The sequence below is a fragment of the Clavibacter michiganensis subsp. insidiosus genome (assembly GCF_002240565.1).
GTDB lineage: Bacteria > Actinomycetota > Actinomycetes > Actinomycetales > Microbacteriaceae > Clavibacter > Clavibacter insidiosus.
On record NZ_MZMO01000001.1, the window covers coordinates 1 to 22,396 of the forward strand.

Annotated in this window: 28 protein-coding genes and 4 pseudogenes; 19 read left to right on the top strand and 13 right to left on the bottom strand. The window is 74.6% G+C overall.

Going from position 1 to position 22,396, the window contains the following annotated elements:
- Positions 1-493 precede the first annotated feature (493 nt).
- Positions 494-637: a hypothetical protein gene (locus tag B5P21_RS16965; RefSeq protein ID WP_210433754.1), complete on the bottom strand. Its 144-nt coding sequence runs from the start codon at positions 635-637 to the stop codon at positions 494-496.
- 122 nt (positions 638-759) lie between these two features.
- Here B5P21_RS16965 and B5P21_RS16700 point away from each other — a divergent pair, with 122 nt between their 5' ends.
- From B5P21_RS16700 to B5P21_RS00010, 4 genes are all read left to right on the top strand, one after another.
- A complete protein-coding gene (locus B5P21_RS16700) occupies positions 760-918 on the top strand; it encodes a hypothetical protein (RefSeq protein WP_165770585.1) in 159 nt (52 codons plus the stop codon).
- Positions 909-1,055: a hypothetical protein gene (locus B5P21_RS16705; RefSeq protein WP_165770586.1), complete on the top strand. Its 147-nt coding sequence runs from the start codon at positions 909-911 to the stop codon at positions 1,053-1,055. Before B5P21_RS16700 ends, B5P21_RS16705 begins: the two co-directional genes overlap by 10 nt.
- 20 nt (positions 1,056-1,075) lie before the next feature.
- Positions 1,076-1,489, top strand: a complete 414-nt coding sequence (locus tag B5P21_RS00005; RefSeq protein ID WP_094170615.1) for a pectinesterase — start codon at positions 1,076-1,078, stop codon at positions 1,487-1,489.
- A gap of 208 nt (positions 1,490-1,697) precedes the next feature.
- Positions 1,698-2,447, top strand: a complete 750-nt coding sequence (locus tag B5P21_RS00010) for a YceI family protein (RefSeq protein WP_094170616.1) — start codon at positions 1,698-1,700, stop codon at positions 2,445-2,447.
- A 21-nt stretch (positions 2,448-2,468) separates the two neighbouring features.
- Here B5P21_RS00010 and B5P21_RS17475 read toward each other — a convergent pair.
- Together B5P21_RS17475 and B5P21_RS17655 are read right to left on the bottom strand one after the other, a co-directional pair.
- Positions 2,469-2,684: pseudogene (locus B5P21_RS17475) on the bottom strand (nuclear transport factor 2 family protein); the annotation flags it as partial.
- A gap of 73 nt (positions 2,685-2,757) precedes the next feature.
- Positions 2,758-3,045 (bottom strand): annotated as a pseudogene (locus B5P21_RS17655) (nuclear transport factor 2 family protein); the annotation flags it as partial.
- Positions 3,046-3,221: 176 nt separating this feature from the next.
- Here B5P21_RS17655 and B5P21_RS17075 point away from each other — a divergent pair.
- From B5P21_RS17075 to B5P21_RS16980, 3 genes are all read left to right on the top strand, one after another.
- Positions 3,222-3,590: a hypothetical protein gene (locus B5P21_RS17075; protein WP_094170617.1), complete on the top strand. Its 369-nt coding sequence runs from the start codon at positions 3,222-3,224 to the stop codon at positions 3,588-3,590.
- 200 nt (positions 3,591-3,790) lie between these two features.
- Complete coding sequence (locus B5P21_RS00025; protein ID WP_210433756.1) at positions 3,791-4,585, top strand: dienelactone hydrolase family protein; 795 nt, start codon at positions 3,791-3,793, stop codon at positions 4,583-4,585.
- A complete protein-coding gene (locus B5P21_RS16980; protein ID WP_210433757.1) occupies positions 4,582-4,899 on the top strand; it encodes a hypothetical protein in 318 nt (105 codons plus the stop codon). Before B5P21_RS00025 ends, B5P21_RS16980 begins: the two co-directional genes overlap by 4 nt.
- Before the next feature lie 55 nt (positions 4,900-4,954).
- Here the strand turns inward: B5P21_RS16980 and B5P21_RS00030 are convergent, their stop codons facing one another.
- Complete coding sequence (locus B5P21_RS00030; protein WP_045526306.1) at positions 4,955-5,581, bottom strand: TetR/AcrR family transcriptional regulator; 627 nt, start codon at positions 5,579-5,581, stop codon at positions 4,955-4,957.
- A gap of 33 nt (positions 5,582-5,614) precedes the next feature.
- On the opposite strand from B5P21_RS00030, the gene B5P21_RS00035 reads away from it, so the two are divergent.
- Positions 5,615-6,610, top strand: a complete 996-nt coding sequence (locus B5P21_RS00035) for a DMT family transporter (protein WP_045526304.1) — start codon at positions 5,615-5,617, stop codon at positions 6,608-6,610.
- Positions 6,611-6,627: 17 nt separating this feature from the next.
- Complete coding sequence (locus tag B5P21_RS00040) at positions 6,628-7,095, top strand: hypothetical protein (RefSeq protein WP_045526302.1); 468 nt, start codon at positions 6,628-6,630, stop codon at positions 7,093-7,095.
- On the opposite strand, the gene B5P21_RS00045 is transcribed toward B5P21_RS00040, so the two are convergent.
- Entirely contained in the window at positions 7,062-7,667 is a 606-nt protein-coding gene (locus tag B5P21_RS00045; protein ID WP_045526300.1) for a P-loop NTPase family protein, read from the bottom strand. The two genes, B5P21_RS00040 and B5P21_RS00045, sit on opposite strands and share 34 nt — an antisense overlap.
- A gap of 228 nt (positions 7,668-7,895) precedes the next feature.
- Between B5P21_RS00045 and B5P21_RS17660 the strand changes: the two are divergent.
- From B5P21_RS17660 to B5P21_RS00085, 6 genes and pseudogenes are all read left to right on the top strand, one after another.
- Positions 7,896-8,321: pseudogene (locus B5P21_RS17660) on the top strand (glycoside hydrolase family 95 protein); the annotation flags it as partial.
- A 596-nt stretch (positions 8,322-8,917) separates the two neighbouring features.
- A complete protein-coding gene (locus tag B5P21_RS00060) occupies positions 8,918-9,589 on the top strand; it encodes a glycoside hydrolase family 95-like protein (RefSeq protein ID WP_045526296.1) in 672 nt (223 codons plus the stop codon).
- 5 nt (positions 9,590-9,594) lie between these two features.
- Entirely contained in the window at positions 9,595-10,395 is an 801-nt protein-coding gene (locus tag B5P21_RS00065) for a GNAT family N-acetyltransferase (RefSeq protein WP_045530083.1), read from the top strand.
- A gap of 34 nt (positions 10,396-10,429) precedes the next feature.
- The gene (locus B5P21_RS00070; RefSeq protein WP_045526294.1) at positions 10,430-10,879 is read left to right on the top strand and encodes an MSMEG_6728 family protein; all 450 of its coding nucleotides are present in this window, start codon (positions 10,430-10,432) and stop codon (positions 10,877-10,879) included.
- 236 nt (positions 10,880-11,115) lie between these two features.
- On the top strand, positions 11,116-11,607 hold the full coding sequence (locus tag B5P21_RS00080; protein WP_094170620.1) for an FBP domain-containing protein: 492 nt from the start codon (positions 11,116-11,118) through the stop codon (positions 11,605-11,607).
- 60 nt (positions 11,608-11,667) lie between these two features.
- Positions 11,668-11,861, top strand: a pseudogene (locus B5P21_RS00085) (YnfA family protein); the annotation flags it as partial.
- 116 nt (positions 11,862-11,977) lie between these two features.
- Here the strand turns inward: B5P21_RS00085 and aroQ are convergent.
- Positions 11,978-12,568, bottom strand: coding sequence for a gamma subclass chorismate mutase AroQ (aroQ, locus tag B5P21_RS00090; protein ID WP_094171370.1), 591 nt, complete (start codon positions 12,566-12,568; stop codon positions 11,978-11,980).
- A 170-nt stretch (positions 12,569-12,738) separates the two neighbouring features.
- Here aroQ and B5P21_RS00095 point away from each other — a divergent pair, with 170 nt between their 5' ends.
- A complete protein-coding gene (locus B5P21_RS00095) occupies positions 12,739-13,740 on the top strand; it encodes a hypothetical protein (RefSeq protein WP_045526287.1) in 1,002 nt (333 codons plus the stop codon).
- 34 nt (positions 13,741-13,774) lie between these two features.
- Here B5P21_RS00095 and B5P21_RS00100 read toward each other — a convergent pair whose 3' ends face one another.
- The 7 genes from B5P21_RS00100 to B5P21_RS00130 all read right to left on the bottom strand — a co-directional run bounded on the left by B5P21_RS00100 (position 13,775) and on the right by B5P21_RS00130 (position 20,909).
- Positions 13,775-14,431, bottom strand: coding sequence for an HAD family hydrolase (locus B5P21_RS00100; RefSeq protein ID WP_045526286.1), 657 nt, complete (start codon positions 14,429-14,431; stop codon positions 13,775-13,777).
- Positions 14,428-15,726: an ROK family transcriptional regulator gene (locus tag B5P21_RS00105; RefSeq protein WP_172457203.1), complete on the bottom strand. Its 1,299-nt coding sequence runs from the start codon at positions 15,724-15,726 to the stop codon at positions 14,428-14,430. Before B5P21_RS00105 ends, B5P21_RS00100 begins: the two co-directional genes overlap by 4 nt.
- A 20-nt stretch (positions 15,727-15,746) precedes the next feature.
- Positions 15,747-16,958 (bottom strand): Gfo/Idh/MocA family protein, encoded by a 1,212-nt coding sequence (locus tag B5P21_RS00110; RefSeq protein WP_094170621.1) that lies wholly within the window; start codon positions 16,956-16,958, stop codon positions 15,747-15,749.
- The gene (locus B5P21_RS00115; protein WP_045526282.1) at positions 16,955-17,725 is read right to left on the bottom strand and encodes a ThuA domain-containing protein; all 771 of its coding nucleotides are present in this window, start codon (positions 17,723-17,725) and stop codon (positions 16,955-16,957) included. The genes B5P21_RS00110 and B5P21_RS00115 overlap by 4 nt, the downstream gene beginning before the upstream one ends.
- An 82-nt stretch (positions 17,726-17,807) precedes the next feature.
- Complete coding sequence (locus B5P21_RS00120; RefSeq protein ID WP_094170622.1) at positions 17,808-18,689, bottom strand: carbohydrate ABC transporter permease; 882 nt, start codon at positions 18,687-18,689, stop codon at positions 17,808-17,810.
- Positions 18,682-19,671, bottom strand: a complete 990-nt coding sequence (locus tag B5P21_RS00125) for a carbohydrate ABC transporter permease (RefSeq protein ID WP_045526280.1) — start codon at positions 19,669-19,671, stop codon at positions 18,682-18,684. Before B5P21_RS00125 ends, B5P21_RS00120 begins: the two co-directional genes overlap by 8 nt.
- Positions 19,671-20,909 (bottom strand): sugar ABC transporter substrate-binding protein, encoded by a 1,239-nt coding sequence (locus B5P21_RS00130; RefSeq protein ID WP_045526278.1) that lies wholly within the window; start codon positions 20,907-20,909, stop codon positions 19,671-19,673. Before B5P21_RS00130 ends, B5P21_RS00125 begins: the two co-directional genes overlap by 1 nt.
- Positions 20,910-21,138: 229 nt before the next feature.
- Between B5P21_RS00130 and B5P21_RS00135 the strand changes: the two genes are divergently transcribed.
- From B5P21_RS00135 to B5P21_RS00145, 3 genes are read left to right on the top strand one after another with little or no spacing between them, the layout of a single operon-like run.
- Positions 21,139-21,693 carry a dihydrofolate reductase family protein gene (locus B5P21_RS00135; protein ID WP_094170623.1) on the top strand — a complete coding sequence of 185 codons (555 nt, stop codon included), beginning with the start codon at positions 21,139-21,141 and terminating at the stop codon, positions 21,691-21,693.
- Between the two features lie 2 nt (positions 21,694-21,695).
- Positions 21,696-21,989: a hypothetical protein gene (locus B5P21_RS17085; RefSeq protein ID WP_246865224.1), complete on the top strand. Its 294-nt coding sequence runs from the start codon at positions 21,696-21,698 to the stop codon at positions 21,987-21,989.
- Positions 21,926-22,396, top strand: coding sequence for a D-alanine--D-alanine ligase family protein (locus tag B5P21_RS00145; RefSeq protein ID WP_246865225.1), 471 nt, complete (start codon positions 21,926-21,928; stop codon positions 22,394-22,396). Before B5P21_RS17085 ends, B5P21_RS00145 begins: the two co-directional genes overlap by 64 nt.

Sequence of the window (22,396 nt, forward strand, 5' to 3'; positions counted from 1 at the left end):
CGACGCCCGACCGGTCGACACGGCGCCGCCCGCGCCCCCGTCGGCGTGGTCGACCGGCGCCGACGGCAAGGTCCTCCTCTCCTGGACCGCGAACGCGCGCCGACATCGCCGGCTACGACGTGTACCGCGACGGCGAGAAGCTCACGGGCACCCGCTCGCGGCTCCCGCCTTCACCGACACGGGCCTCGTCAACGACACCGCGTACGCCTACACGGTGACCGATCGACGACACCCGCCTCGTGTCGGGCGTCCGCGGTCGCCACCGGCACCCCGCGCGCCGGCGACGCCGTGGCCCCGGCCATCCCCTCCGCCGTCACGACGGAGCTCGGCCGCGGATCCGTGACCGTCCGCTGGCCGCCGTGCCCGACACGGACGTGACCCGCTACGACGTGCTCCGCTCCACGGGCGACGGCGCGTCCGTCGTCGTCGGCACCGTCGGACCGGGCGAGACCCGCTGGACCGACACGACCGCCGCGATCGGCACCGCGTACTCCTACGCGGTCGTCGCGACCGACGGCTCCGCCAACTCCTCCGCGGCCTCCGCGGTGGCGAAGGCGACGCCGATCAAGGTGGACATCGTGGTGGCGGCCGACGGCTCGGGCGACGCCACGAGCCTCGCGCAGGTGCTCGGTTCCACCGACCCCCACCGGCTCGCTGCCCAACAACGCCGACTACACGACGCAGGGCTACCGGACGATCCTCGTCAAGCCCGGCACGTACGCGGGCGGCGTCGTCTCCGGCAACCGCTACGGCGTGAACGTGGTCGGCGCGACCGGCGACCCGGGCGACGTCGTGCTCACCGCGCCCGGCGGCGCCGTCGCGACGCTCACCGTCTCGGCCCCGCAGTGGACCCTCCGCGACGTGACCGTGCAGAGCGTCGCGACCGCGGTCGCGCGCAGGCGACGGCCGTGCAGGTGAAGTCCGGCGACAGGCAGGTGCTCGACCACGTGCGCCTGCTCGGCGACAAGCAGACCCTGCTCGTCTCCACCGCCAACGTCACCACCTACAGCCGGGTCTACGTGACCGGCTCGTACCTCGAGGCGGGTCCGACCTGATCCTCGGCCGCGCCGTCACGGTGGTCGACCGCAGCACGATCCACGTGCTCGACCGGCCGGGCGCCTCGCTCACCGACTCGTCCGTCGCGGCGGGCTCGGCGTACGGGTTCCTCATCCAGGACAGCCGCATCGTGACGGACGGCGCCGCCGGATCCATCGCGCTCGGCCGCCCGTACTCCACGACCGGCAAGGCGCAGGTCGTGGTGCGGGGCACGGAGCTCGGCGAGGGGATCAACGCCGCCCGTCCGTGGAAGGACTGGGACGCGGTCACGCCGTGGACCGCGGGCCGCTTCTCCGAGCACCGCAACACGGGCCCGGGCGCCGCGATCGTGGATCCCGCCACCCGCCCGCAGCTGACGGACGCCGACGCGGCGACCTTCACGGCGCAGCGCTACCTCGCGGGCACGGACGGCTGGAACCCCACCGGCCGCTGATCCGCGGAGCGGGAGCGCCGCACGCACGACCGGGACCGCCGCCGACGCTCGTCGGCGGCGGGTCCGCGCGTGGGGCGCCGCGCCCGCGATCGCCGCGAACCTGCAGGACCCTGAACCCGTGAACGTTCTCCGCGGCTGGTCCGTCGTCCTCCATGTCGGCGCGTCACATCGCGGCGGACGAAGACGCACCATCCGGATCAGAGACCCCATGCAGAAGAAGACCAAGATCATCCTCGGCACGAGCGCGGCCGTGGTCGTCGTGCTCGTGTCAGCGCCGCCGCGTTCGGCCCCGCGATCTACCGCGACGCGATCGTCGGCCCCCCTGCGGCCGCCCCGTCCGTCTCGGCCGACCCCGCCGACTCCACGCTCGACACGAGCGACCTGTCGCGAGTGGCAGATCGGCACCGGCAGCACCGCCGGCTACCGCGTCGCCGAGGTGCTCAACGGCACCGACGTGACCGTCGTCGGCAAGACCGAGGACGTGACCGGCGACGTGACGGTCGACGGATCCACCCTCACGGCCGCGACCGTGAAGGTCGACGTCGCGAGCATCGCCACCGACGCGGCACCCCGCGACGAGTACTTCCGCGGCACCGCCATGGAGGTCTCGGAATACCCCGACGCGACCTTCACGCTCCACGCAGCCGGTCGACGCGGCCGTGCCCGCGAGCGGCCAGGTCGCGACGGTCGACGCGACCGGCGAGCTCACGATGCACGGCGTGACGCAGACCGCACGGTGCCGCTGCAGGCCGCGCTCTCGGGCGACGGCGTGCAGATCAGCGGATCCATCCCCGTCACCTTCTCCGACTACGCGTCCAGGCCCCGACCTCGGCTTCGTGAGCGTCCAGGACAAGGGCACCGTCGAGTTCCTGGTGAAGGCGACGCCGACGAAGTAGGCGTCCGTCCCACGGAGGGGAGGAGGAGCGCTTCGGGTTCGCTCCTCCTCCCTCCCTCGTGACGGGGTCGTCTCGGCGCTCGGTCAGCCCACGTCCGCCGTCGCGGCCGCGACGGGCGAGATGACCCGGCTCGCGATCAGCCAGCGCCCGTCGTGCAGCTCGACCCCGTCGTCGTACACGACGGCGTGGAGTCCGCCGTCGCGCATGATCATCAGCCCCTTGGACCGGACCGACGCGGTCGACGCCCCGGTCTCCGTGATGACGACGTTCGTCACGAAGTGCGACAGGGAGCGACGCCGGCGGCGGACATCCTCTCCGCCGCGGCGCGCATGGCGTCGATGCCCTGGAAGGCGCCCATCCCGAGCGGGTCATGTCGTACGTCGCATCGGTGGTGAACACCTCCCCGAGCAGGTCCGGCCGGTCCTCGTCGACCACGTGGGCATGGCGGGCGAGCGTCTCGTTGATCTGCTGGCGATCGAGGGCGGTGAGCATGGTTCCTCCTTGGGTTGGTACTGAGTACCGTAACAGACTCGGTACATTACGGGACCCGGATCGGCGCGGATGGTAGTGTCGGCGCATGGCGGAGCGAACCTCGGAGACGGAGGCACCCTCCCTGTCGCTCATCGAGCGGAAGCAGCGCGCGGCACGGAACCGCATCATCGACGCCGCGGATGCCCTCTTCTCCGAGCGGGCTTCGACCGCGTCTCCGTCACGGACATCGCGGAGCGCGCCGAGTGGGGCGCACCACGTTCTTCCGGCACTTCGGGACAAGACCGAGGTCGTCTTCGCCAAGGAGCAGGCGATGTCGACGCGATCGCCGACGCGACATCCGGGGCGTGGTCTCCCCGCAGCCCGTGGACGGCCTCGCCGGCGCCCTCCGCGCGCTCGAGCCCCTGGTGCTCCGGCTGTGCGAGCAGGCGACCGCCGACCTCGGCGCGTACGAGCGGCACACGCGCCTCCTCGGCGCGCACGACGAGCTGCGCGCACGCGAGGCGCTGAAGACCAGCAGATCGCGACCGCCCTCGCACAGGCGCTCGTCGAGCACGGCGCTCCCCCGACGATCGCGACCACGGCGGGCGCAGCTCGCCCTCGCCTGCTACTCCAGCGGCCGGATCCTCGCCGCCGCGCCCCGTGACCTCGCCAGGAGCACACGCGCCGCGTTCCGCAGCACCCTGGCCATGGAGTCGACGTCCCGCGACGGGTGACCGTCCGCATCCGGGCGGATCGGGTGCCCCCTCCCCCGCAGCACGATCGCGCGTCCCGCGCTCCGTCTGTCCACGGGCGGCCGGGTCTGAGGACGGTCGGGAACGGTTCTCAGGACCGCGCCCCTGTGGTCATCGCGGTCCGGCGAGGGTCTTCCCGCCGAGACGCCGATCACTGCCCACGACAGAGAGATGACACGACCATGTCCGTCACCCGCTCCGCCTTCCGCACCCGCCCCGTCGCGGTCCCCGCCCTCGCGACGCTCGCCCTCCTCGGCGTCCCCACCGCCGCGCAGGCCGCCACCCCGGCCCACGCCGCCACCGCGGACAGCGCGTCCGCCCACCACCACGCGCCGTACCCCCTCAGCCAGCACACGATCCCCGCCACGGACGGCAGCGGCTTCGGCGACGCCACCCTCTACGCCCCGCAGGACACGGGCAAGAAGACCCTCGGCGCGATCGTCGTCGCCCCGGGCCTCAAGGGCGACCAGTCCGTCCTGGGCTGGCTCGCCAAGGACCTCGCCGGCGAGGGCTCCATCGTGCTGGACATGGACACCCTCGGCGGCTACGACCTCCCGAACCAGCGCTCCTACGAGATGCTCGCCGCGGCCAAGTACCTCGCCACCGCGAGCCCGGTCAAGGACCAGGTGGAACCCGCGGACATCGGCGTCGTCGGCTACTCGCTCGCCGGCGGCGGCGCCCTGCAGGCCGCCGTGGAGCAGCACGGCCTCAAGGCCGCGGTCGCCCTCATGCCGGACGACTTCCCGGCCGACGCGACCGACCCGTACCACCCCACCCCGTCGCCGACGTACCCCACCATCACCACGCCCACGCTGGTCATCACCGGCCAGGCCGACACGACCGCCCGGCGTCGTTCATGGGCGAGCCCGCCGACGAGCCCATCCCCGCCTCCACCCCCAGGCAGTACCTGGAGCTCCGCGGCGCGGACCACTACGCGGCTCGGGCGAAGACCGACGGCACCGTCCGCGACGCGGTGACGAACTTCCTGAAGACCTACCTCGACGGCAACAGCGCCTACGAGAAGCACGTCCGCCCGGCCCAGCCGGTGTCGGCCGCGATCAGCGACTCCGCCAGCTCCTGCCCCCGCGAGATCCGACGCACGGCCTCCGGGCCCGATGAGAGCGGCGTGCGACCCCGGTCGCACGCCGCTCTCGGCGTCCCACCCGGATCGCCCGGCCGCCGCGCGACCGCGCCCGGCCGAGAGGGAGGACGCGCCGCCGAGGGGATCCGGGGATCACGCCGGGAGCGCACCCCACAGCAGACCCGCGTACTCCGCGCGATCCTCGGGTGAGGCGAAGCCGGGCAACGGGTCGGAGCCGTAGCGAACGGGCACGGCGCCTCGTCGCTCACCGGCCCGCCTCCGCCGGGAGCGCCGCCGCGAGCAGCCCGCGCGCGGCGTCGCGCGCGACCGCCATCGGCCGGGCGAAGGTGCCCATGCCGAGCGTCACGAGGCCGCCCTCGTAGATCAGCATCAGCGTGCGGGCGGTGGCGGCCGGATCCGGCACGGCGGCCTCGCGGCACAGGTCGCGCAGCAGGTCCAGCATCCACGCCTTCTGCCGCATGACCTCGGGGAGCACGTCGTGCCCGTCGTCCTCGTCGCCCAGGTCGCCCTCGCCGAGCTCCGCGCGCGCGTTGATCGCGCTGCAGCCCTTGGGCGTGTTCGCGTCGGCCCACGTGACGGCCGCGTCGAACACCGCCAGCACGCGGTCGATCCCGGGCTCCGGCGTGCGCGCGAGCCGTGCCGCGAGGTGCTCGCGCCAGCGGGCGTCGCGGTGCTGCAGGTACGCCACCACCAGCTGCTCCTTGGAGCCGAAGCGGTCGTAGATCGTCTTCTTGGTGACGCCGGCGGCCGCGGCGATCGCGTCGACGCCGACCACGTGGATCCCCCGCGCGTAGAAGAGCTCGGACGCCGCGTCGAGCACGCGGCGGGCCCCGGGCGTGAGCGGGGCGAGGTCGGGGACGGCGGTGGGCATGCGTCGAATTTACCGGTCTGTATAGTCGAGCCCATGACAAGTAGACAGATCGGTATACCTCGTCCGCTCGTGACCGCCGTGGCCGCCGCCGGCTTCGTGCTCGCGTGGAGCTCGGGCTTCCTCATCGCGGCCGTCGGCACGGTCGAGGTGCCCGCGACGACGCTGCTCGTCTGGCGGTTCGCGCCGCTCGCCGTGGTGCTCGTGGCGGTGGTCGTCGCGACCGGCGCGGCGCGCGGGATCGCGCCGCGGACGCTCGGGCGGCAGGCGCTCATCGGCGCGTGCGCGCAGCTCGGCTACTGCGCCTTCGTGTACGCGGCGATCGGCGCGGGCATCGCGACCGGCACGACGGCGCTCATCGACGCGGTGCAGCCGCTCGTCGTCGCGACGCTCGTCGGGCCGCTGCTCGGGCTGCGCGTGCGCGGCGCGCAGTGGGCCGGGCTCGCCCTCGGCGCCGTCGGCGTGGTGCTCGTGGTGCGGTCGCAGGCGGGGGCGGCGGATGCGGATCCCGTCGCGTACCTGCTGCCCGCGGCGGCGATGGCGTGCCTGGTCGCGGGGACGTTCCTCGAGCGCCGGTCGTCCGGCCGTCCGCCCGTGCTCGTGACGCTGACCGTGCACGTCGTCGTCACGACGGTCGCGCTCGTGGTGGCCGCCGTCGCGACCGGCACGCTGGCGCCGCCCGCGGATCCGGCGTTCTGGATCACCACCGCCGTCGCAGCCCTCGTGCCGACCCTGGGCGCGTACGGGCTGTACTGGTGGCTGCTCGAGCGCGTCGGGATCACGGCGCTCAACGCGCTGCTGTTCCTCGTGGCGCCGACGACCGCGGCGGCGGGCGCGCTGCTGCTCGGGGAGCGCATCACGGCGGTGACGCTCGCGGGGTTCGTGCTGTGCGGCGCGGGCGTGGCGGTGGTGCTGGCGACGGAGGCGCGGCGGGCAGCGGCACGCGCCGGGGACGCGGCGGACACCGGGCCCGCCGCCGACCACTCCAGTCCGGGTGCGGATCGCCGCGAGCCCGCCGCCCGGGCCGCGTGACGCCCTAGGGTCCGGACATGAGCGCTCCGCGGATCACCGTCGCCTGGGCCGGCCTGTGCGCCGCCGCCGTCCTCACGCTGAGCGGGTGCGCGGCGCCCGGACACGGGGCGGACGCGCTCGCGGCCGTGAACGCGAGCATCGCCGCGCACGACGGCCCGTTCCCCGGACTGCGGCTCGACGGGCTCGAGACCCGGTGGGACGAGGAGCAGCAGGTCTGGACCCTCGCCGGGACGATCGGGCCCGTGGGCGACGACCCCGAGGCCGGGCCGGCGTCCGACGGTCGCGTGGCGCTGTGGGCGACGGACCAGGATCCGACGCGCGAGGACTTCGCGGGCACGCTCTGGTCGGCCGTGAACGGCGCCGACATGGTCTCCGACGCGCCGCAGCTCGGCTCCTTCCCGCAGCTGTCGATGGACGGCCCGGTGCCGGCCGGGATGTGGTGCAGCGACCTCTACCCCGCTGCGGCCGGCGGCTCCGGCGGCTGACCCGCGTTCGGCTGACCCGCCGCCGGCAGCCCGCGCAGCCACACATCGACGTCGCGGGTCGAGCGCAGCCGCACGATCCGGAGGTGCGGGTGCTCGATCGCCGCCAGGATCACGCGCTTCCGCACCTTCGCGCGCCCCCGCCACCCCCACCGCACGATGTGGTCGGGGTCGGTGAGCACGGTGCGCATCGGCGGCTCGACGTTGCCGTGCCAGAGCGGCTCGCGGCGCCAGCGGCGGACGACCGTCCGGCGGATCAGGCGCCCCATCTGCACCGCCACGGGCAGGTCGAGCCACACGAGGGTGTCGGCGCGCGACGGCAGGAGCTGCCCGAGCTGGGTCGTGTACTGCCACTCGGTGACCCAGGTGTCGCGCGACGAGAAGGCCTCGACGTCGTCGCGGAACGTGGGCAGCTCGGTCCACGCGGGACCGTGGAAGAGGGCGTCCATCTCGGTGTGCGGGAGGCCCGTGCGCTCCTGCACCCGCCGGGCCAGCGTGGTCTTGCCCGCTCCCGACGCCGCGCCGATGAGGATGCGCCGGGCGGGGGGATCCAGGCGCGGGAGGGGTCCGAGCATCCCGCGATCCTAGGGCGCGCGGGCGGGGCGCCGTCGGGATCCGCCCCGCCCTCCCGCGCGGGACGACCCGCTCGCGAGCGCGACGCCGCCGGGTACCGTGGTGCCGCCCGCGACGAACCGACACCCGACCGGAAGGACCCGATCATCGGATCGCCCTCGCGCGACGACGCGCACCTCCCCGCCGCCTTCACGACCGCGACCGCGGCGCCGACCTGGGAGGAGGGCGTCGTGGTCGGCAGCGGGCGCGTCGGCGCCGTCGCGCACGGGCCGGCCGACGCGATCACCGTCTCCCTCGCGCACGAGCTCTGGTTCCCGCCGGTGAACCCGCGACCGCACGCGCCCGACCTGCGGCCCCGCCTCGGCGCCATCCGCCGCGCCCTCCTCGCGGGCGACCCGGACACGGCGAGCGCCGAGCTGATGGCGGGCGCGCGCGACAGCGGCTACGGCGACGACCTCGTCTGGACGGATCCGCTGGGCATCTGCGCGACCCTCGTGATCCGCACCGCGGGTGGCGTCGCCGACATGCGGCGCACCATGGACCCGGTCGGCGGCGAGTCCGCCATCGCGTGGACCGACCTCGCGAGCGGCCGGCACGCGCTGCGCCTCATCGCGCCGCGCGACGGGACGGCGTGCTGGATGGCGCTCGAGTCCGACCGGGATTCCGAGGCGGTCGTCGAGCTCGGCCTCGGCGCGGGTGACGCGACGGCCGCGTACACGGGCGGGCCCGACGCGTCCGCCGCGGTGCGCGCGTCGGTCGCGGGCGGCGCGCGGGGGATCCTCGCGGCCGAGGCCGGCGCGGGCGACGACGCGCTGCGGACGGTCACGGCGGTCGACGCTCCGGGCGCGGTCGACGCGGGCGTCGCCTGGGAGGTCGACGGCGGATCCGCGCGCACGGGCATCCGCACCGGCCCGGGCGCGACGCGGCTGCTGCGGCTGGCCGTCGCCACGGGTCCCGCCGCCGCGGATCCCACCCCGGACGGTCCGCCCGCCGCGATGCCCGCGTGGGAGGACCTGCGCGCCGCACAGCGCGCGACGCACGCCCGGCTCGTCGCCGCATCCGCCCTCGACCTCCACGGCGAGGCGCCCGCGAGCGACGCCGACGCCGACCCCACCACCACCGAGGACCTCTGGGCGGCGGCCCGCGCCGGCGACCCCGCCGCCCGTCGCCGCGTCGTCGAGGTCGCGTACACCAGCGGCCGCGCGGCGATCATCTCCTCCACGGGCGAGCTGCCGGCCACCCTGCAGGGCGTGTGGCAGGGCACGGCGGCGAGCGCGTCCCCGCGGCGACCGACGCGACCATGGACGTCACGATCCTCCGGGACGCCGCCCGCCTCCTCGCCGCGGCCGCCGCCACCGTCGCCGCCGAGATCGCGTGGCGCGCCGAGGACCCGACCCCACCGCCCGGCCGCATGGAGATGGCGTTCGGCCTCGTGCAGGTGGGGCTCGCGGCCGCGGCCCTCGGTGACGCGGAGTCCGCGCTCACGTGCGTCGAGTGGCTCGCCGTCGACCACTGGAGCCCCGCCCTCACGAGCCGGCATGACGCCGGCCGCCTCTTCAACCTCGACGCGAGCGGCGGCCTCCCCGCGCTCGTCGCGGCGATGCTGCTCGGATCCGACGCGGGGTCGCTCGCGGTCCTCCCGGCGCTGCCGGCGGCGTGGGCGCGCGGATCCGTCACCGGGCTCCGCGCGCGCGGCGGGCTGGTCGTCGACCGGCTCGACTGGGATCCCGACGGCGCCGCGCTCGCCGTGCGGCGCGTGCCGGGCGCGGGGTGGCTGGCGCCCGCCGGCGGGACGGCGCTGCGGCTGCCCCGGGCGGCGTCCGTGCGCGTGGACGGGCGCGAGCACCCCGCCGGCGAGCGCATCGCGTTCGGCGAGGACGCCGTGCGCGTCGAGCTCGCCTGGCTGCCCGTGCCCGTACGGTGAACCGCGTGACCCCCACCGCCGGATCCGCCGCCGCCCTGCTCGCCGCCTACGACGCCCAGCTCCGCACCGACTCCGAGACGCCGAACGCGCTCGACGTGCGGGTGCTCGGCCCGATGCGCCTCGCCGTCTTCCCCGGCGGGCGCGGCTTCGTCACGTACGCCGACCTCGGCGGCCTCGACGAGGCCGGCCTGCGCGAGCTCGTCCCCACCGCGCTCGCGCGCTTCCGCGACGACCCCGCGATCACGACCGTGGAGTGGAAGACCCGCGGGCACGACCGCGCCCCCGGGCTCGATCGTGTCCTCCGTGCGAACGGCTTCGTCCCCGAGGAGCGCGAGTCGATCATGCTCGGGGAGGCCCGGGCGCTCGCGGTCGACGTGCCGCTGCCCGCGGGCGTCACGCTCCGGCGCATCACCGCGGAGGCCGACGTGCGGGCGATGAGCGCCATGCAGGCCGAGGTCTTCGGCGACGTGGACTCCACCGACCAGGCCGACGCGATGATCCGCCGCCTCGGTCTCGACGACGGCATGGAGATGTGGGCTGCCTGGGCCGAGGGGCGGATCGTCTCGGCGGGCCGGCTCGAACCCGTCGCGGGATCCGACTTCGCCGGCCTCTGGGGCGGCGCGACCCTGCCGGAGTGGCGAGGGCGAGGCATCTACCGCGCCCTCACCGCGGCCCGCGCGCGCTCGGCCCTCGCCGCCGGCCGCACCCTGATGCACAGCGACTCGACCGACTTCTCCCGCCCCATCCTCGAGCGCTCCGGCCTCGTCGCCTGCTCGACGACCACGCCGTACGCCTGGTCGCGCTGACCCGGCTCGCCCGCCCCCGGAGTTGAGTGGGGGCGTGCAGACGTTCCTCCCCTATCCCGACCTCGCGGAGAGCATGGCCGTGCTCGACGACAAGCGGCTCGGGAAGCAGCGCGTCGAGACGCTCCAGGTGATGAAGGCCGTGACGGTCGCCGGCTACGGCTGGCAGAGCCACCCCGTCACGCGCATGTGGCGCGGCTACCGGCCCGCGCTCATGGAGTACCAGGAGGCGACGTGCGCCGAGTGGACCCGCCGCGGCTTCGCGGACACGTGCTTCGAGAAGACGCTCGCGGTCATCGCCGAGGTGCCCGAGGACCTCGTCGCCTACACGGAGGGTCGCATCGAGCTGCCGCCGTGGTGGGGCCGCGCGGAGCTGCACCTCTCCCACCGCTCGAAGCTGCTGGCCAAGGCGCCGGAGCTGTACCGGCCGGCGTTCCCGGGGGATCCGGACGACCTCGACTACGTGTGGCCGGGCGCGAGCGCCTGATGCGCATTCCCCCACGCGGGGTACCGTTGTCGCGTGAGCATCACGAGCAGCACGACGCCCTCGGGGCGTGGGGAGGTCGTCGGCGGCACGTCCGCCGGCACCAGGTAGTCACCGGATCCGTCGCCGCGCCCGCGAGGGCCGGCCGCACCCGGCGCGCCGTCGATCCACGTGGATCCGGCCGCCGTCCCGACACCCGTTCCCGCGGCACCGCCGCGACCCCGCACGAAGGGCACCGCATGCTCCCCCTGACCGAATCCGCCATCCGCTCCTCGCTCGTCAACGCCTCGCAGCGCGAGGCCCGCGACCTCCGCCTCCCCGAGGGCTTCGCCGACCTCGCCTGGGACCGCCTCGACTTCCTCGGCTGGCGCGACCCCAAGGCCCCGCAGCGCGGCATCGTCGTCGCGCCCGTGGGCGACGAGCTGATCGGCGTGCTGCTGCAGCAGTCGTCGACCGCCCCGCGATCCCGCGCCCAGTGCACGTGGTGCCAGGACGTGCGCCTGCCGAACCCCGTCGTGTTCTACGGCGCGCGCCGCGCGGGCGCGGCCGGCCGCAACGGCAACACCGTCGGCACGCTCGTCTGCACCGACTTCGAGTGCAGCGCGAACGTGCGGAAGCCCCGGCCGATCCCGTACCTCGGCTTCGACCCCGCGGCGGCGACCGCGCAGCTCATCGACGACCTGCGGAATCGGGTGGCGGCGTTCGCGGCCGACATCGCGTCGACCGCGTGACACGGGCTGACGGTGGCCTGACCCGCTGACCCGCCCGTCCGGCTCCGCCCTGCTCGGAGCATGCTGCTGCGCACCGTGATCCTGTTCGCCCTCGCCGCGGTCGCCGAGATCGGCGGCGCCTGGCTCGTCTGGCAGGCGGTGCGCGAGGGGAAGCCGTGGTGGTATACCGGCCCGATCGGTGGGACGTGATCGGCGCCGTCGTCTGCCTGCTCGGCGTCGCCGTGATCATGTTCGGGCCGCGCGGCCAGGCCGCCGGACGCGGGCCGCGCACGAGAGCGCGCGCCCGCCCCGGAGGACGGACGCGCGCAGGGGTGGGTCGGCCGGGCCAGCGCGTCGGGGCAGCTGACCCGACCGGGTCGGGAGGGCCGGCTCAGGACTCCGGCGTGCAGACGGTGGCGAGGGCCGTGCGGAAGGCCTTGCGGTGCGCGTCGTCGAGGCCCTGGCCGAGCTGGCCGCGGGCGTCCTTCACGAGGTGGCCGCACTGCTGGTCGTCGAGCGCGGCGGACGCGGCGCCGATGGCCGGGACGAGCCGGGCGTCGACCGCGTTGATGCGCGGGCGCACGCTCGTGGTGAGGTCGGGCGCGGTGGTGGGCGCCTCGTCGGGGTGCGCGTGCCAGCGGACGATGAGCGCGTACTGCACCTGCTTGCTCGCGAGGATCTGCGCGCGGATGATGCGCTCGGCCGCGACCGGGTCGACCCCGTCGGCCTTCGCGGCGGCGATCGTCGCGTCGACGACGGCCTGCTCGCGCGCGGGATCCGCGACGGCCTTGCCCGACAGCCACTTCGACGCGGCCACGTCGTCGGCGATCTCGAGGCGGTCGAGCGCGGCGGACGCGACGGCGGTGACCGCCTGCTGCTCCGCCGGGTCGCGCGGGCACGCCTGCGCGGGTGCGGCGGCGCCGAGGAGAGCGGCGAGGGTGACGGCGAACGCGGACGTGGCGATGAGGGCGCGGCGGGGCATGGCGGATCCGTTCTTCAGGAGCGTGCGGATGGGGTCGGGTCGGGCGATCGGGTCGGTCGGTCGGGTGCCGCGAGCATAGGCAGACGACGCGCCCGGGTGGCCGCGGGAGTGCACAGGCCGTCCCGATCGGGGGCGCGCGGCGTGGGCGACCGCGTCGCTAGCGTGGGCGGATGACGACGCCCGACGCCGCGCCCGCGCCCGACACGACCCTCGACCGGCCCGCGGATCGTGCGATCCCCGGCGTCCGCGGCGCGCTCCTCGCCCTGGCCGTCGGCGTCGCCGCCGCGGTACTCGGGCTGCTGCCCTGGATCCTCGCGGGCCTGCGCCTCCCGCTGCAGAACCTGTGGCGGGAGGAGATCACGTCCGCGGCCGACATGCCCATCGCGCTGCTGCCGTTCAACCAGTACACCGCGGGCCTGCTGGCCGCGGTGATCCTCGTGGGCGGCGGCATCGCGGGCGCCGCGGCGCGCGCCCTCCGCACGCGGCTCCCCCGGCACGGCTCCTGGCTCGTCGTGGCCGGCCTCCTGCTCGTCCATGTCGTCGCCCTCGTGCAGACGTCCGTGGTCACGGCCGACGGGCTGGGCATGGACGACGTCTCTGCCGGGGGGAACCGCACGGGCGCCGGCATCAGCGAGGCGCAGGTGCACCTCGTCGCGTTCGTCGTCGGCACGGCGGCGATGGTGCTGCTCGCCGGCGTCGTCGCGGCCCTCGTCGCCCGCGCGCCCGCCGGTCTCGCCGTCGTCGCGGCGGCCGTCCCGGTCGTGCTGCTCCGCGAGTGGCTGGGCGGGCTCGTGTCCCCCGGCGATGGCGGGCTGCTGAGCGACACCGCGTACGCGATCCTGCCCGTGATCTCGTGGGTGCCGCCCGTCGTGCTCGGCGTCGCCATCGCGCTCACGGGGCTGCGCACGGTCGGCCGCGTGATCGGGTCGGTCGTCGCGGTGCTGCTGCTCTGGCTCGGGACGGCGGTGGTGGTCGGCGTCACCTACGCCCTCGGCAACCGCAGCCTGCTGCGCTACCCGCTCGAGCTGGTGCAGGCGGGCGGCATGGTGGGCGGCGAGGTGCTCCGAGGCCAGGGCGGCGCGCTCGGGCAGCTCGCGGTGGCGGTGGTCGTCGGGATCCTCGGCGCGCTCGTCGTCCGCCTGGTGCGGCGGCGGGCCGTCAGCGCGGGGTGACCCTGCCGCCGTCGACCGGGCGGGGCCCTCCGGCTCAGCCCGCGAGCTCCCGCAGCAGCGGCGGCAGGTCGCGCATGTCGTCGAAGACGGTGGCGCCGGCATCGCGCAGGCGGTCGGCCGGGGTGAGCCCGCCCGCGTAGCCGAGCGCGCGCATGCCCGCGGCGAGCGCACCCTGCACGCCGTACGGGCTGTCCTCCACGACGACGCAGCGCGCGGGATCCACGCCCATCCGCGACGCCGCGAGGAGGAAGAGGACGGGCGCGGGCTTGCCGTGCGCCACCTCGGTGGCGCTCGAGATGCGGCCGTCGAAGCGCCCGAGCAGACCCGTGCGCGCGAGGTCGGCGCGGATCTTCGGGTGGCCGCCGCTGGATGCCACGCACGTCGGCAGGGCGATGGCGTCGAGGGCCTCCGCGATGCCGTCGACCGGCCGCAGGTGCTCCTCGAAGGCCTCCCCGTACCAGTGCGCGTAGGGCGCGTCCCAGTCGTCGGCGAGGTCGCGGCCGAGGTGCGCGGCGACCTCCGCGGTGAAGGCCGCGTGCGACTTCCCGACCAAGCGCTCGACGATCTCCTCGGTCGTGACGTCCCAGCCGAGCTCCCCGAGCACCCGCCGGTCGACCTCGACGGCGAGCACCTCGCTGTCGACGAGCACGCCGTCGCCGTCGAGGATCACGAGATCCACCGGCGCGCTCACGCCGTGGTGCGCTCCGCGTCGGCGGCGGCGCGCATCACGCCCGACGGATCCACGAGCACGCGCGCGAAGGCCAGCTCGGCCGCGCCGATCATCAGCCGGTCGGGGCCGAGGGCGGCGCGGCGGATCCGCAGCGCCTCGCGCGCGCCGGGGAGCGCCTGGGCGGTGGCGCGGGCGAGGATCCGGTCGGGGTCCGCCGCGTGCAGCGACCCGAGGAACCCGCCGAGCACCACGAGCGACGGGTTGAAGATGTTGACGACGTTGCGCAGCGCGACGGCCAGGTTGTCGATCTGCCGCTCGACTTCGCGGGTGATCGGCGGATCCCCCGCCTCGAGCGCCGCCGCCAGCACGTCGCCCAGCTCGTCGGCGCGGGCGCGCGGGAGGCCCGTGACCTCGAGCAGCGCGTCCTGCCCGACGGTCGTCTCGAGGCAGCCGACGGCGCCGCAGTGGCAGAGCTCGCCGCCGGAGTCGACGAGCGTGTGGCCGAGCTCGCCGCCGTAGCCCTCGGCGCCGCCGAACGGGCGCCGGCCGATGAGCACGCCGCCGCCGACGCCCGACGCGCCGCCGTTGAGGTAGACGAGGTCGTCGACGTCGCGGCCGGATCCGAACCGCCCCTCCGCGACGGCCGCGAGGCTCGCGTCGTTCGCGGCGAGCGCGGGGAGCCCGGTGGCCTCGGCCAGGAGGGCGGCGAACGGCTCGTCCACCCAACCGAGGTGCGGCGCGAGGCGGACGATGCCGCCGTCGAAGCGGACGAGGCCGGGGACCGCGACGCCGATGCCGAGCACGCGCGCGTCGGGCCGGGTGGCACGGAGGTCGGCGCGGATCCCGTCGATGATCGCGGCGGCGACCCGGGCGGCCTGCGCGGCGGTCGGCACCCCGTCCGTGTCGCGGCGGATCCGCTGCTGCACCACGCCGTCGAGGCCGACGAGCCCGACCGTCACGGCGTCGATCTCGGGGTTGACCGCGAGGACGACCACGCGCGGGTCGGCCGAGACGATGGGGCTTGGCCGGCCGACGCGGTTGGTGCCGGGCGGCTCCGACTCCACGACGAGCCCCAGCTCCTGCAGCTCGCCCACGAGCGCGGCGATGGTGGAACGGTTGAGGCCCGTCTCGCGCGTCAGCTCGGAGCGGGACGCGGGGCCGGTCTCGTGCACGATCTGGAGGACGGTCGCGAGGTTGGAGCGGCGGACGTGGTCGGGCGTGGTGCCGCGGGAGCGGGCGTCGCCGGCGGGCGGGATCTCGCGGGAGCGGGGATCCGGCGCGAGCGGCACGGCGCGGCCCGTCTCGTCGCCGGTCACTGGATCCCCACCCGACGAGGCTACCCGGCGGCGGCCGGGCGGGCGACGGCCGCGGCGCCCGCGGAGGCCGGCGGCCCCTGGAGCGCCTCCCGCACGCCCCGCTCGCGCCACGCCTCGAGCCGCGCGCGCACGTCGTCGCGCCGTTCGTCGGCGAGCGCGGTCGCGTAGGCGCGCTCGAGCACGTCGTCGATCGCGAGCCGCCGGCCCGTGCCCTTCGACTCGATCGCGGCCTCCACCATCGCGAGGCTCATCACGTTGCCGTGCACCTCGCCGTGCGGCCGCTCGCCCGTGCGGAGCGCCCGGACGAACGCGCGCAGCGACCCGGCGATCTCGACCCCCACCGACTCGGCGGGCGCAGGCTCCGCGGGCGGGCCGTCGGGCGCGTCCGGGATCTCGCTCGTCGGCGCGTGATCGCCGTCCCAGAGCGCGGTGCCGTGCGCGCCGCTGGCCCGCCAGGATCCGTTCCAGGACGTCTCCGCGCCCGGGCTGCACCAGCTGCCCGTGTAGACGTAGCGCACGCCGCCCTCGAACGCGAAGACCGCGGTGGCGCCCGCGTCGCCGCGGTACCAGCTCCACGCGGGGTTGTACGACTCGCAGTAGACGCTCACGGGATCCGCGTCGAGCAGGTACCGCACGGCGTCGAACTGGTGCACGGCCATGTCGAGCAGCAGCACGTCGTCCATCTCCTCGCGGAACCCGCCGAAGTGCGGGGCCTTGAAGAACTCCGTCGTGACGATGCCGACGCCGCCGAGGTCGGCCGCCCGGCGCTTCAGCGCGACGAGGTGGTCGTTGTAGCGGCGCGACTGGCTGACCATGAACAGCTCGCCCGTGATCTCCGCGGCCGCCGCGAGCGACAGCCCCTCGGCGACCGTGAGCGCGACGGGCTTCTCGCCGAGCACCGGGATCCCCGCGAACAGCGCCTGCGTGGTGACGGGGTGGTGCGCGCGCGGGATGGTGACGTCGATCACCGCGTCGGGCCGCACCCGCGCGATGAGCTCGCCGAGGTCGGTGGACGCCTCGGCCGACGCCCCGTGCGCGGACGCGCCCGCCCGAGCCGCCTCCTCGTCGAGGTCGACGACGCCCACGAGCTCGACGTCGGGATCCTCCGCGATGGTCTGCAACCACTGCTGCCCCATGCCGCCCGCGCCGACCTGCACGACCCGCAGGGGCGCGCCGTCGGCGGGCGCGACGATCCGGTGGGCGGCGCCCGCGCGCTCCTCCACGTCCGTCATCGCTCGAGCGCCCCGGCGTAGTCGGTGCCGTCGTAGTACTCGCCGAGCTCGTAGCGCAGCAGCGTCGGCGTCTCACGGCGGTCGGGCCGCGCCCACTCGCAGGCGTTCGCGATCACGCGGCGGACGTCCGTGTGGTGGTACACGGGGAAGTCCTGGTCGCCGGGCGAGAAGAAGAAGATCCGGCCGAACCCGCGGCGGTAGGTCATGCCGCTGCGGAACACCTCGCCGCCGGTGAAGCCCGAGATGAAGACGAGCTCGTCGGGCGTGGGCACGTCGAAGTACTCGCCGTACATCTCCTGCTCGTCGATGACGATGGGGTTCGGGACGCCGCGGGTGATGGGGTGCTGCGGGTTCACGGTCCACACGAGCTCGCGGTCGTGCTCGCTGCGCCAGCGGAGCGTGCACGTGGTGCCCATCAGCTTCGTGAAGATCTTCGACCAGTGCCCGGAGTGCAGGACGATGAGGCCCATCCCGTCGAGCACGTGGCGGTGCACGCGCGCGACGATCTCGTCGTCCACCTCGGCGTGGGCCGCGTGGCCCCACCAGGTGAGGACGTCCGTGCGCGCGAGCAGCTCCTCGGTGAGGCCGTGCTCGGGCTGGTCCATGGTCGCGATCTCGACGTGCGCCGCGGGCAGGTTCTCCTGCACGCCCTCGGCGACGGCGCCGTGCATCCCGGTCGGGTAGCGGTCGCGGACGTGCTGCTCGATCTGCTCGTGACGGTTCTCGCCCCAGACGGTGACGCGGAGGGGGGATGCGGTGTCGGTCATGGTGTCTCTCTCTCGGAGGGGTCGTGCGGCAGGTCGGCGGGGGCGCGCCGCGGGTCGGGGGCGCGGGCGGGCGGGAGCCGGATCACTTGACCGCGCCGCCCGTCGCGCCCGCCGCGATGAAGCGCTGCGCCGCGAGGAGCAGCACGATCGCGGGCAGCGACGCGAGCACGGCCGTCGCCATCACCGTGCTCCAGTCGGCGGTGTACGTGCCGATGTACTGGTAGATCCCGAGCGTGATGGGGCGCACGTCGTCGGTCGTCGTGAGCGTCAGCGCGAACAGGAAGTCGCTCCAGGTGAAGAGGAACGTGAAGAGCCCGGCCGTGATCACGGCGTTGAGGCTCACGGGCAGCACGATCGAGCGGAAGGCCCGGAAGTTCCCGGCGCCGTCCACCTTCGCGGCCTCGATGATCGACGGCGGGATGCCCGCCATGAACGCCCGCATGATGAGGATCGCGAACGGGATGCCGGCCGTGGAGTCCGCGAGGATCAGGCCCGGGATGGAGTTGAGCAGCCCGACGTCGTTGTACGCGGCGTAGAGCGCGTTCGCGACGACGATGCCCGGGATCATCTGCGAGATGAGGATCCCGAACAGCACGATGTTGATCCAGCGGAACCGGAACTGCGCGAGCGCGTACGCCGCCGGGGTCGCGATGGCGAGGCTGAGCACCACGCTGCCGAGCGCGATCACGAGGCTCGTGCCGAGCGCCTGCCCCTGCTCGGAGAGCGCGGTCGCGTAGCCCTGGAACTGCGCCTCGAACGGGAACCACGCCGCCTGGATCGCCGGGCCCGCGGGCTGCAGGGAGATGTTGACCATCCAGTAGACGGGGAACAGCATGACGGCGAGGATCACGATCCCGACGACGGTCGAGATCCAGCTGCGGTCGGCGCGGGGTCGGCGGGACCCGACCGGGTGCGGCAGGCGGCGTGGCGCGGGTGGCGCGAGGCGCTCGGCGGTGTCAGTCATCGACGGCCTTCCTGTTGGCGCGGAGGTAGACCACCGCGAACACCGCCGAGATGGCGATGAGGATGTTGCTGAGGGCGGCGCCCGACCCGAAGTCGAACTGCTGGAACGAGAGCGTGTACGACTGCGTCGCGATGGTCTGCGTCGAGTTCGCGGGCCCGCCGTTCGTGAGGCCCAGGATGATGTCGAGCACCTTGATCGTGTAGACGACGCCGAGGACGAGCACGACGCCCACCACGGGTCGCAGCAGCGGCCAGGTGATGTGCCGGAAGCCGCGCCAGCCGGTGGCCCCGTCGAGGGATCCGGCCTCGTACAGCTCCGGCGGGATGTCCTGCAGGCCGCCGTAGAGGATGGTCGTGTTGAACGGGATCCCGATCCACACGTTCACGGCGATCACCGTGATGAGCGCGAACGCCGGGCTCGTGAGCCACGGCACCGGGTCCTGCACCGCGCCCGTGCCCAGCAGGAACTGGTTGAGCACGCCGGAGTCCTGGTCGAGGATCCACTTCCACACCGCGCTCGAGACGATGAGCGGCAGCAGCCACGGCAGGAGCAGCAGCGCCCGCAGCAGCCCGTTGAGCGGGAACGACCGGCGGAAGAACAGCGCCAGCACGAGCCCGATGACGAATTGGCCGAGGATCGAGCCGATCGTGAAGAGGAACGTGTTGAGGAGCGCCGTCGAGAAGATCCCCGACGAGAGCACCGATGCGTAGTTCGCGAACCCGACCCACGGCGCCTCGCCCGTGTAGAAGGTGGTCGTCGTGTACTCCTGGAAGCTCATGACGATGTTCTTCACGACGGGATAGCCGAAGAAGAGCACGAGGTACACGACCGCCGGCACCAGGAACATCGCCTGGAAGAAGCGCTCCCACCGGAAGCGGGGACGGCGACGCACGGGGCCCCGCGCGGCGGCGGCGTCCCCGGCGCCCCGGGCCCGCCCGGCCGCCTGCGCGGTCGGGCGGGCGGGGACGGCGGTCGTCGCCATCAGCCCTGCTCGGCGTTCTTCAGCGCGTCCTCCGGGGAGGACTGACCGGTCAGCGCCGACTGGACGGCCGTGTAGATCTTCGTGGCGGCCTTCGGCCAGTCGGCGCCGAGCTCGCCGGTGCGGGCGCGGGCGTCGGCGACGAGGTCGACGAACACCTGCTCCTCGGGCACCTGCTGGCCGAACTCGGTGGCGACGGCGGTCTTCGACGGGATCGTGAAGCGCTTGCTGGCCATCTCGAGCTGGTTCTCGTCGGAGTTGAGGCACTCGACGACCTTCGCGGCCGTGGCCTGCTTCTCCTTGTCGCCCGTCTGCGGCACGGTCCAGACCTCGCCGCCGAGCGGGGCGACGGCGGTGCCGCCGGCCTCGGGTGCGGGCAGCTTGGCGATGCCGTAGTCGACGCCCGACTCGGTGAGCGCGGGGATCTGCCACGGGCCGTTGATCATCATCGCCGTCTTGCCGGCCATGAACTGGTCGTTGACGTCGGACTGGGTCCAGTTGACGACGCTCTGCGACGCCGAGCCGTCCTTCACGAGGTCGGTCCAGAGCTGCAGCGCCTCCGCGGTCTCGGGGGTGGCGATGTCCTTCTCGTCGCCGCCGTTGGACCACATGAAGGGCAGGAACTGCCAGGTGCCCTCGTAGGTGGCGTTGGCGTCCATCGCGATGCCGTAGCGGTCGCCGTCCTTGAGCGCGGCGGCCGCGGTCTTCAGCTCGTCCCACGTCGTGGGCGGCTGGATCCCGGCGTCGGCCAGCATGGCCTTGTCGTAGAACAGCGCGATCGTGTTCACGGTCGGCGCGAGGCCGTACGTCTTGCCCTCGTAGGTGCCCGCGTCGACGACGCCCTTCGCGTAGCCGTCGGTGGAGATGCCGAAGTCCTCGAGCGGGGCGAGCGCGCCGGTCGCGGCGATCTGCTGCAGGTCGGGGTTGTCGAGCATGAGCACGTCGGGCAGCGTCTTCGACGACGCCTGCTGCAGCACCTTCTGGATGAGGCTCGAGCCCGGGATCGACGTGCGCTTGATGGTGATCCCGAGCGACTCGCCGCACTTCTGGAGGGTGTCGCCGATGACGGTGTCGTCGTTGCCCTCGTTGTAGTAGTCGGTGACGGTGATCGTCTTCGGATCCCCGCCGGACGAGGATCCGCCTCCCCCGCCGCCGGAGCAGCCGGCGAGCACGAGGGGGACGGTGGCCGCGAAGGCGGCGGCGCCGATGAGGCGGCGGCGGGCGGTGGATCGAGGGGACATCGCGTGGTCTCTTCCTTGAGGTGGCGGTCGGTCCGGGGCTCGACGACACCGTGATCCGCCAGCTCCGCACGCATCCGGGAGGCGTCGTCGCGCACCCGATGGCGGCGACGCTAACACCGGATCGGGGGTCGTGTAAAGCGGTTAACCAGAGCTCGGACCGGAGTGCCCGTAGACGGCGGGCACGGCATCGCGGATCATGGCGCCCACACCGAGCTCGAGGAGGAGCCGCATGCGCCGGATCACCGCAGGACTGTTCGCGTCCGTCGGCGGCGTCGTGGAGGCGCCGAACCTGTTCCAGTTCGACAGCTTCGACGCCGAGCTCGGCGCGGGGATGACCCGCCTCATGGAGACGGTGACGACGGCCGTCCTCGGCCGGCACGGCTACGAGGACTGGTCGTCGTACTGGCCCCAGGCGCCCGCCGACGACGCGTTCGGCGCCTTCATCAACCCGATCGAGAAGCTCGTCGCGTCGCGGACGCTCACCGGCGAGCTCGACTGGAACGCGACCCTCATCGAGGGCGACGTCGTGGAGGCCCTCGCGGACCTGAAGCGCACGGACGGCGGCGACATCGGCGTCTTCGCGAGCATCTCCCTCGCGCGCCAGCTGCTGTTCGCGGGGGTGCTCGACGAGCTGACCCTGATGATCCACCCGGTCGTCGCGGGTACCGGCCGCCGCCTGTTCGAGCCCGACGACCCGATGACGCGGCTGGAGCTGCGGCGCTCCGAGATCACGAGCGCGGGCAACGCCCTGCTCACCTACGCGCTGCGCGCCGGGGGGAGCTGACGATGGAGCTGGTCATCGTGCACGGCGCACTGGTGCGCGACGGCGCCTGGTGGTGGGGAGCGACGGCGGAGCTGCTGAGCGAGCGGACCGGGATCCGCAGCCGCGCGCTGGCGCTGCCGTCCTGCGGCGAGACGACCGCGGGCGAGATGGCGGGCGGCCTCGTGGCGGACGCGGCGGCGCTGCGGCGCGCGTCGTCAAGCCGACCGGCCAGGGATCCACCGTCGGCCTCTCCGTGGTGCGCGCCGCCGCGGAGCTGCCCGCCGCGCTGGAGCTCGCCGGCCGGCACGGCACGGTGATGGTCGAGCGGTTCGTGCGCGGCCGCGAGCTGACGGTCGGCGTGCTCGACGGCGAGGCGCGCGCGGTCGGCGAGATCGCCGTCCCCGCGGACGAGGCGTTCACCTACGCCGCGAAGTACCAGGCGGGCGCGATCGCCGAGACGTTCCCGGCCGACCTCCCCGACGACGTGGCGGACGAGGCGCGCGCGGCGGCGCTCGCGGCCCACCGGATCCTCCGGCTCGACGCCTACAGCCGCTCCGACTTCCAGCTCGACGACGCCGGCGTCCTCTGGATCATCGAGGCCAACAGCCTCCCCGGGCTCACCGCGACGAGCCTGCTGCCGCAGTCGGCGGCGGCCGTCGGCATCGGCTACGCCGAGCTGTGCGAGCGGATCGCGCGGGTCGCGCTGCGGGGGCGCGCGGGCTGA

What these genes read in the sequence shown, in the direction of transcription:
- B5P21_RS00010 (WP_094170616.1), top strand. Translation starts at nt 1,698, where the DNA reads ATGCAGAAGAAGACCAAGATCATCCTCGGCACGAGCGCGGCCGTGGTC.
- B5P21_RS00025 (WP_210433756.1), top strand. Translation starts at nt 3,791, where the DNA reads ATGTCCGTCACCCGCTCCGCCTTCCGCACCCGCCCCGTCGCGGTCCCC.
- B5P21_RS00030 (WP_045526306.1), bottom strand. Translation starts at nt 5,581, where the DNA reads ATGCCCACCGCCGTCCCCGACCTCGCCCCGCTCACGCCCGGGGCCCGC.
- B5P21_RS00035 (WP_045526304.1), top strand. Translation starts at nt 5,615, where the DNA reads ATGACAAGTAGACAGATCGGTATACCTCGTCCGCTCGTGACCGCCGTG.
- B5P21_RS00040 (WP_045526302.1), top strand. Translation starts at nt 6,628, where the DNA reads ATGAGCGCTCCGCGGATCACCGTCGCCTGGGCCGGCCTGTGCGCCGCC.
- B5P21_RS00045 (WP_045526300.1), bottom strand. Translation starts at nt 7,667, where the DNA reads ATGCTCGGACCCCTCCCGCGCCTGGATCCCCCCGCCCGGCGCATCCTC.
- B5P21_RS00080 (WP_094170620.1), top strand. Translation starts at nt 11,116, where the DNA reads ATGCTCCCCCTGACCGAATCCGCCATCCGCTCCTCGCTCGTCAACGCC.
- aroQ (WP_094171370.1), bottom strand. Translation starts at nt 12,568, where the DNA reads ATGCCCCGCCGCGCCCTCATCGCCACGTCCGCGTTCGCCGTCACCCTC.
- B5P21_RS00095 (WP_045526287.1), top strand. Translation starts at nt 12,739, where the DNA reads ATGACGACGCCCGACGCCGCGCCCGCGCCCGACACGACCCTCGACCGG.
- B5P21_RS00110 (WP_094170621.1), bottom strand. Translation starts at nt 16,958, where the DNA reads ATGACGGACGTGGAGGAGCGCGCGGGCGCCGCCCACCGGATCGTCGCG.
- B5P21_RS00115 (WP_045526282.1), bottom strand. Translation starts at nt 17,725, where the DNA reads ATGACCGACACCGCATCCCCCCTCCGCGTCACCGTCTGGGGCGAGAAC.
- B5P21_RS00120 (WP_094170622.1), bottom strand. Translation starts at nt 18,689, where the DNA reads ATGACTGACACCGCCGAGCGCCTCGCGCCACCCGCGCCACGCCGCCTG.
- B5P21_RS00125 (WP_045526280.1), bottom strand. Translation starts at nt 19,671, where the DNA reads ATGGCGACGACCGCCGTCCCCGCCCGCCCGACCGCGCAGGCGGCCGGG.
- B5P21_RS00130 (WP_045526278.1), bottom strand. Translation starts at nt 20,909, where the DNA reads ATGTCCCCTCGATCCACCGCCCGCCGCCGCCTCATCGGCGCCGCCGCC.
- B5P21_RS00135 (WP_094170623.1), top strand. Translation starts at nt 21,139, where the DNA reads ATGCGCCGGATCACCGCAGGACTGTTCGCGTCCGTCGGCGGCGTCGTG.
- B5P21_RS17085 (WP_246865224.1), top strand. Translation starts at nt 21,696, where the DNA reads ATGGAGCTGGTCATCGTGCACGGCGCACTGGTGCGCGACGGCGCCTGG.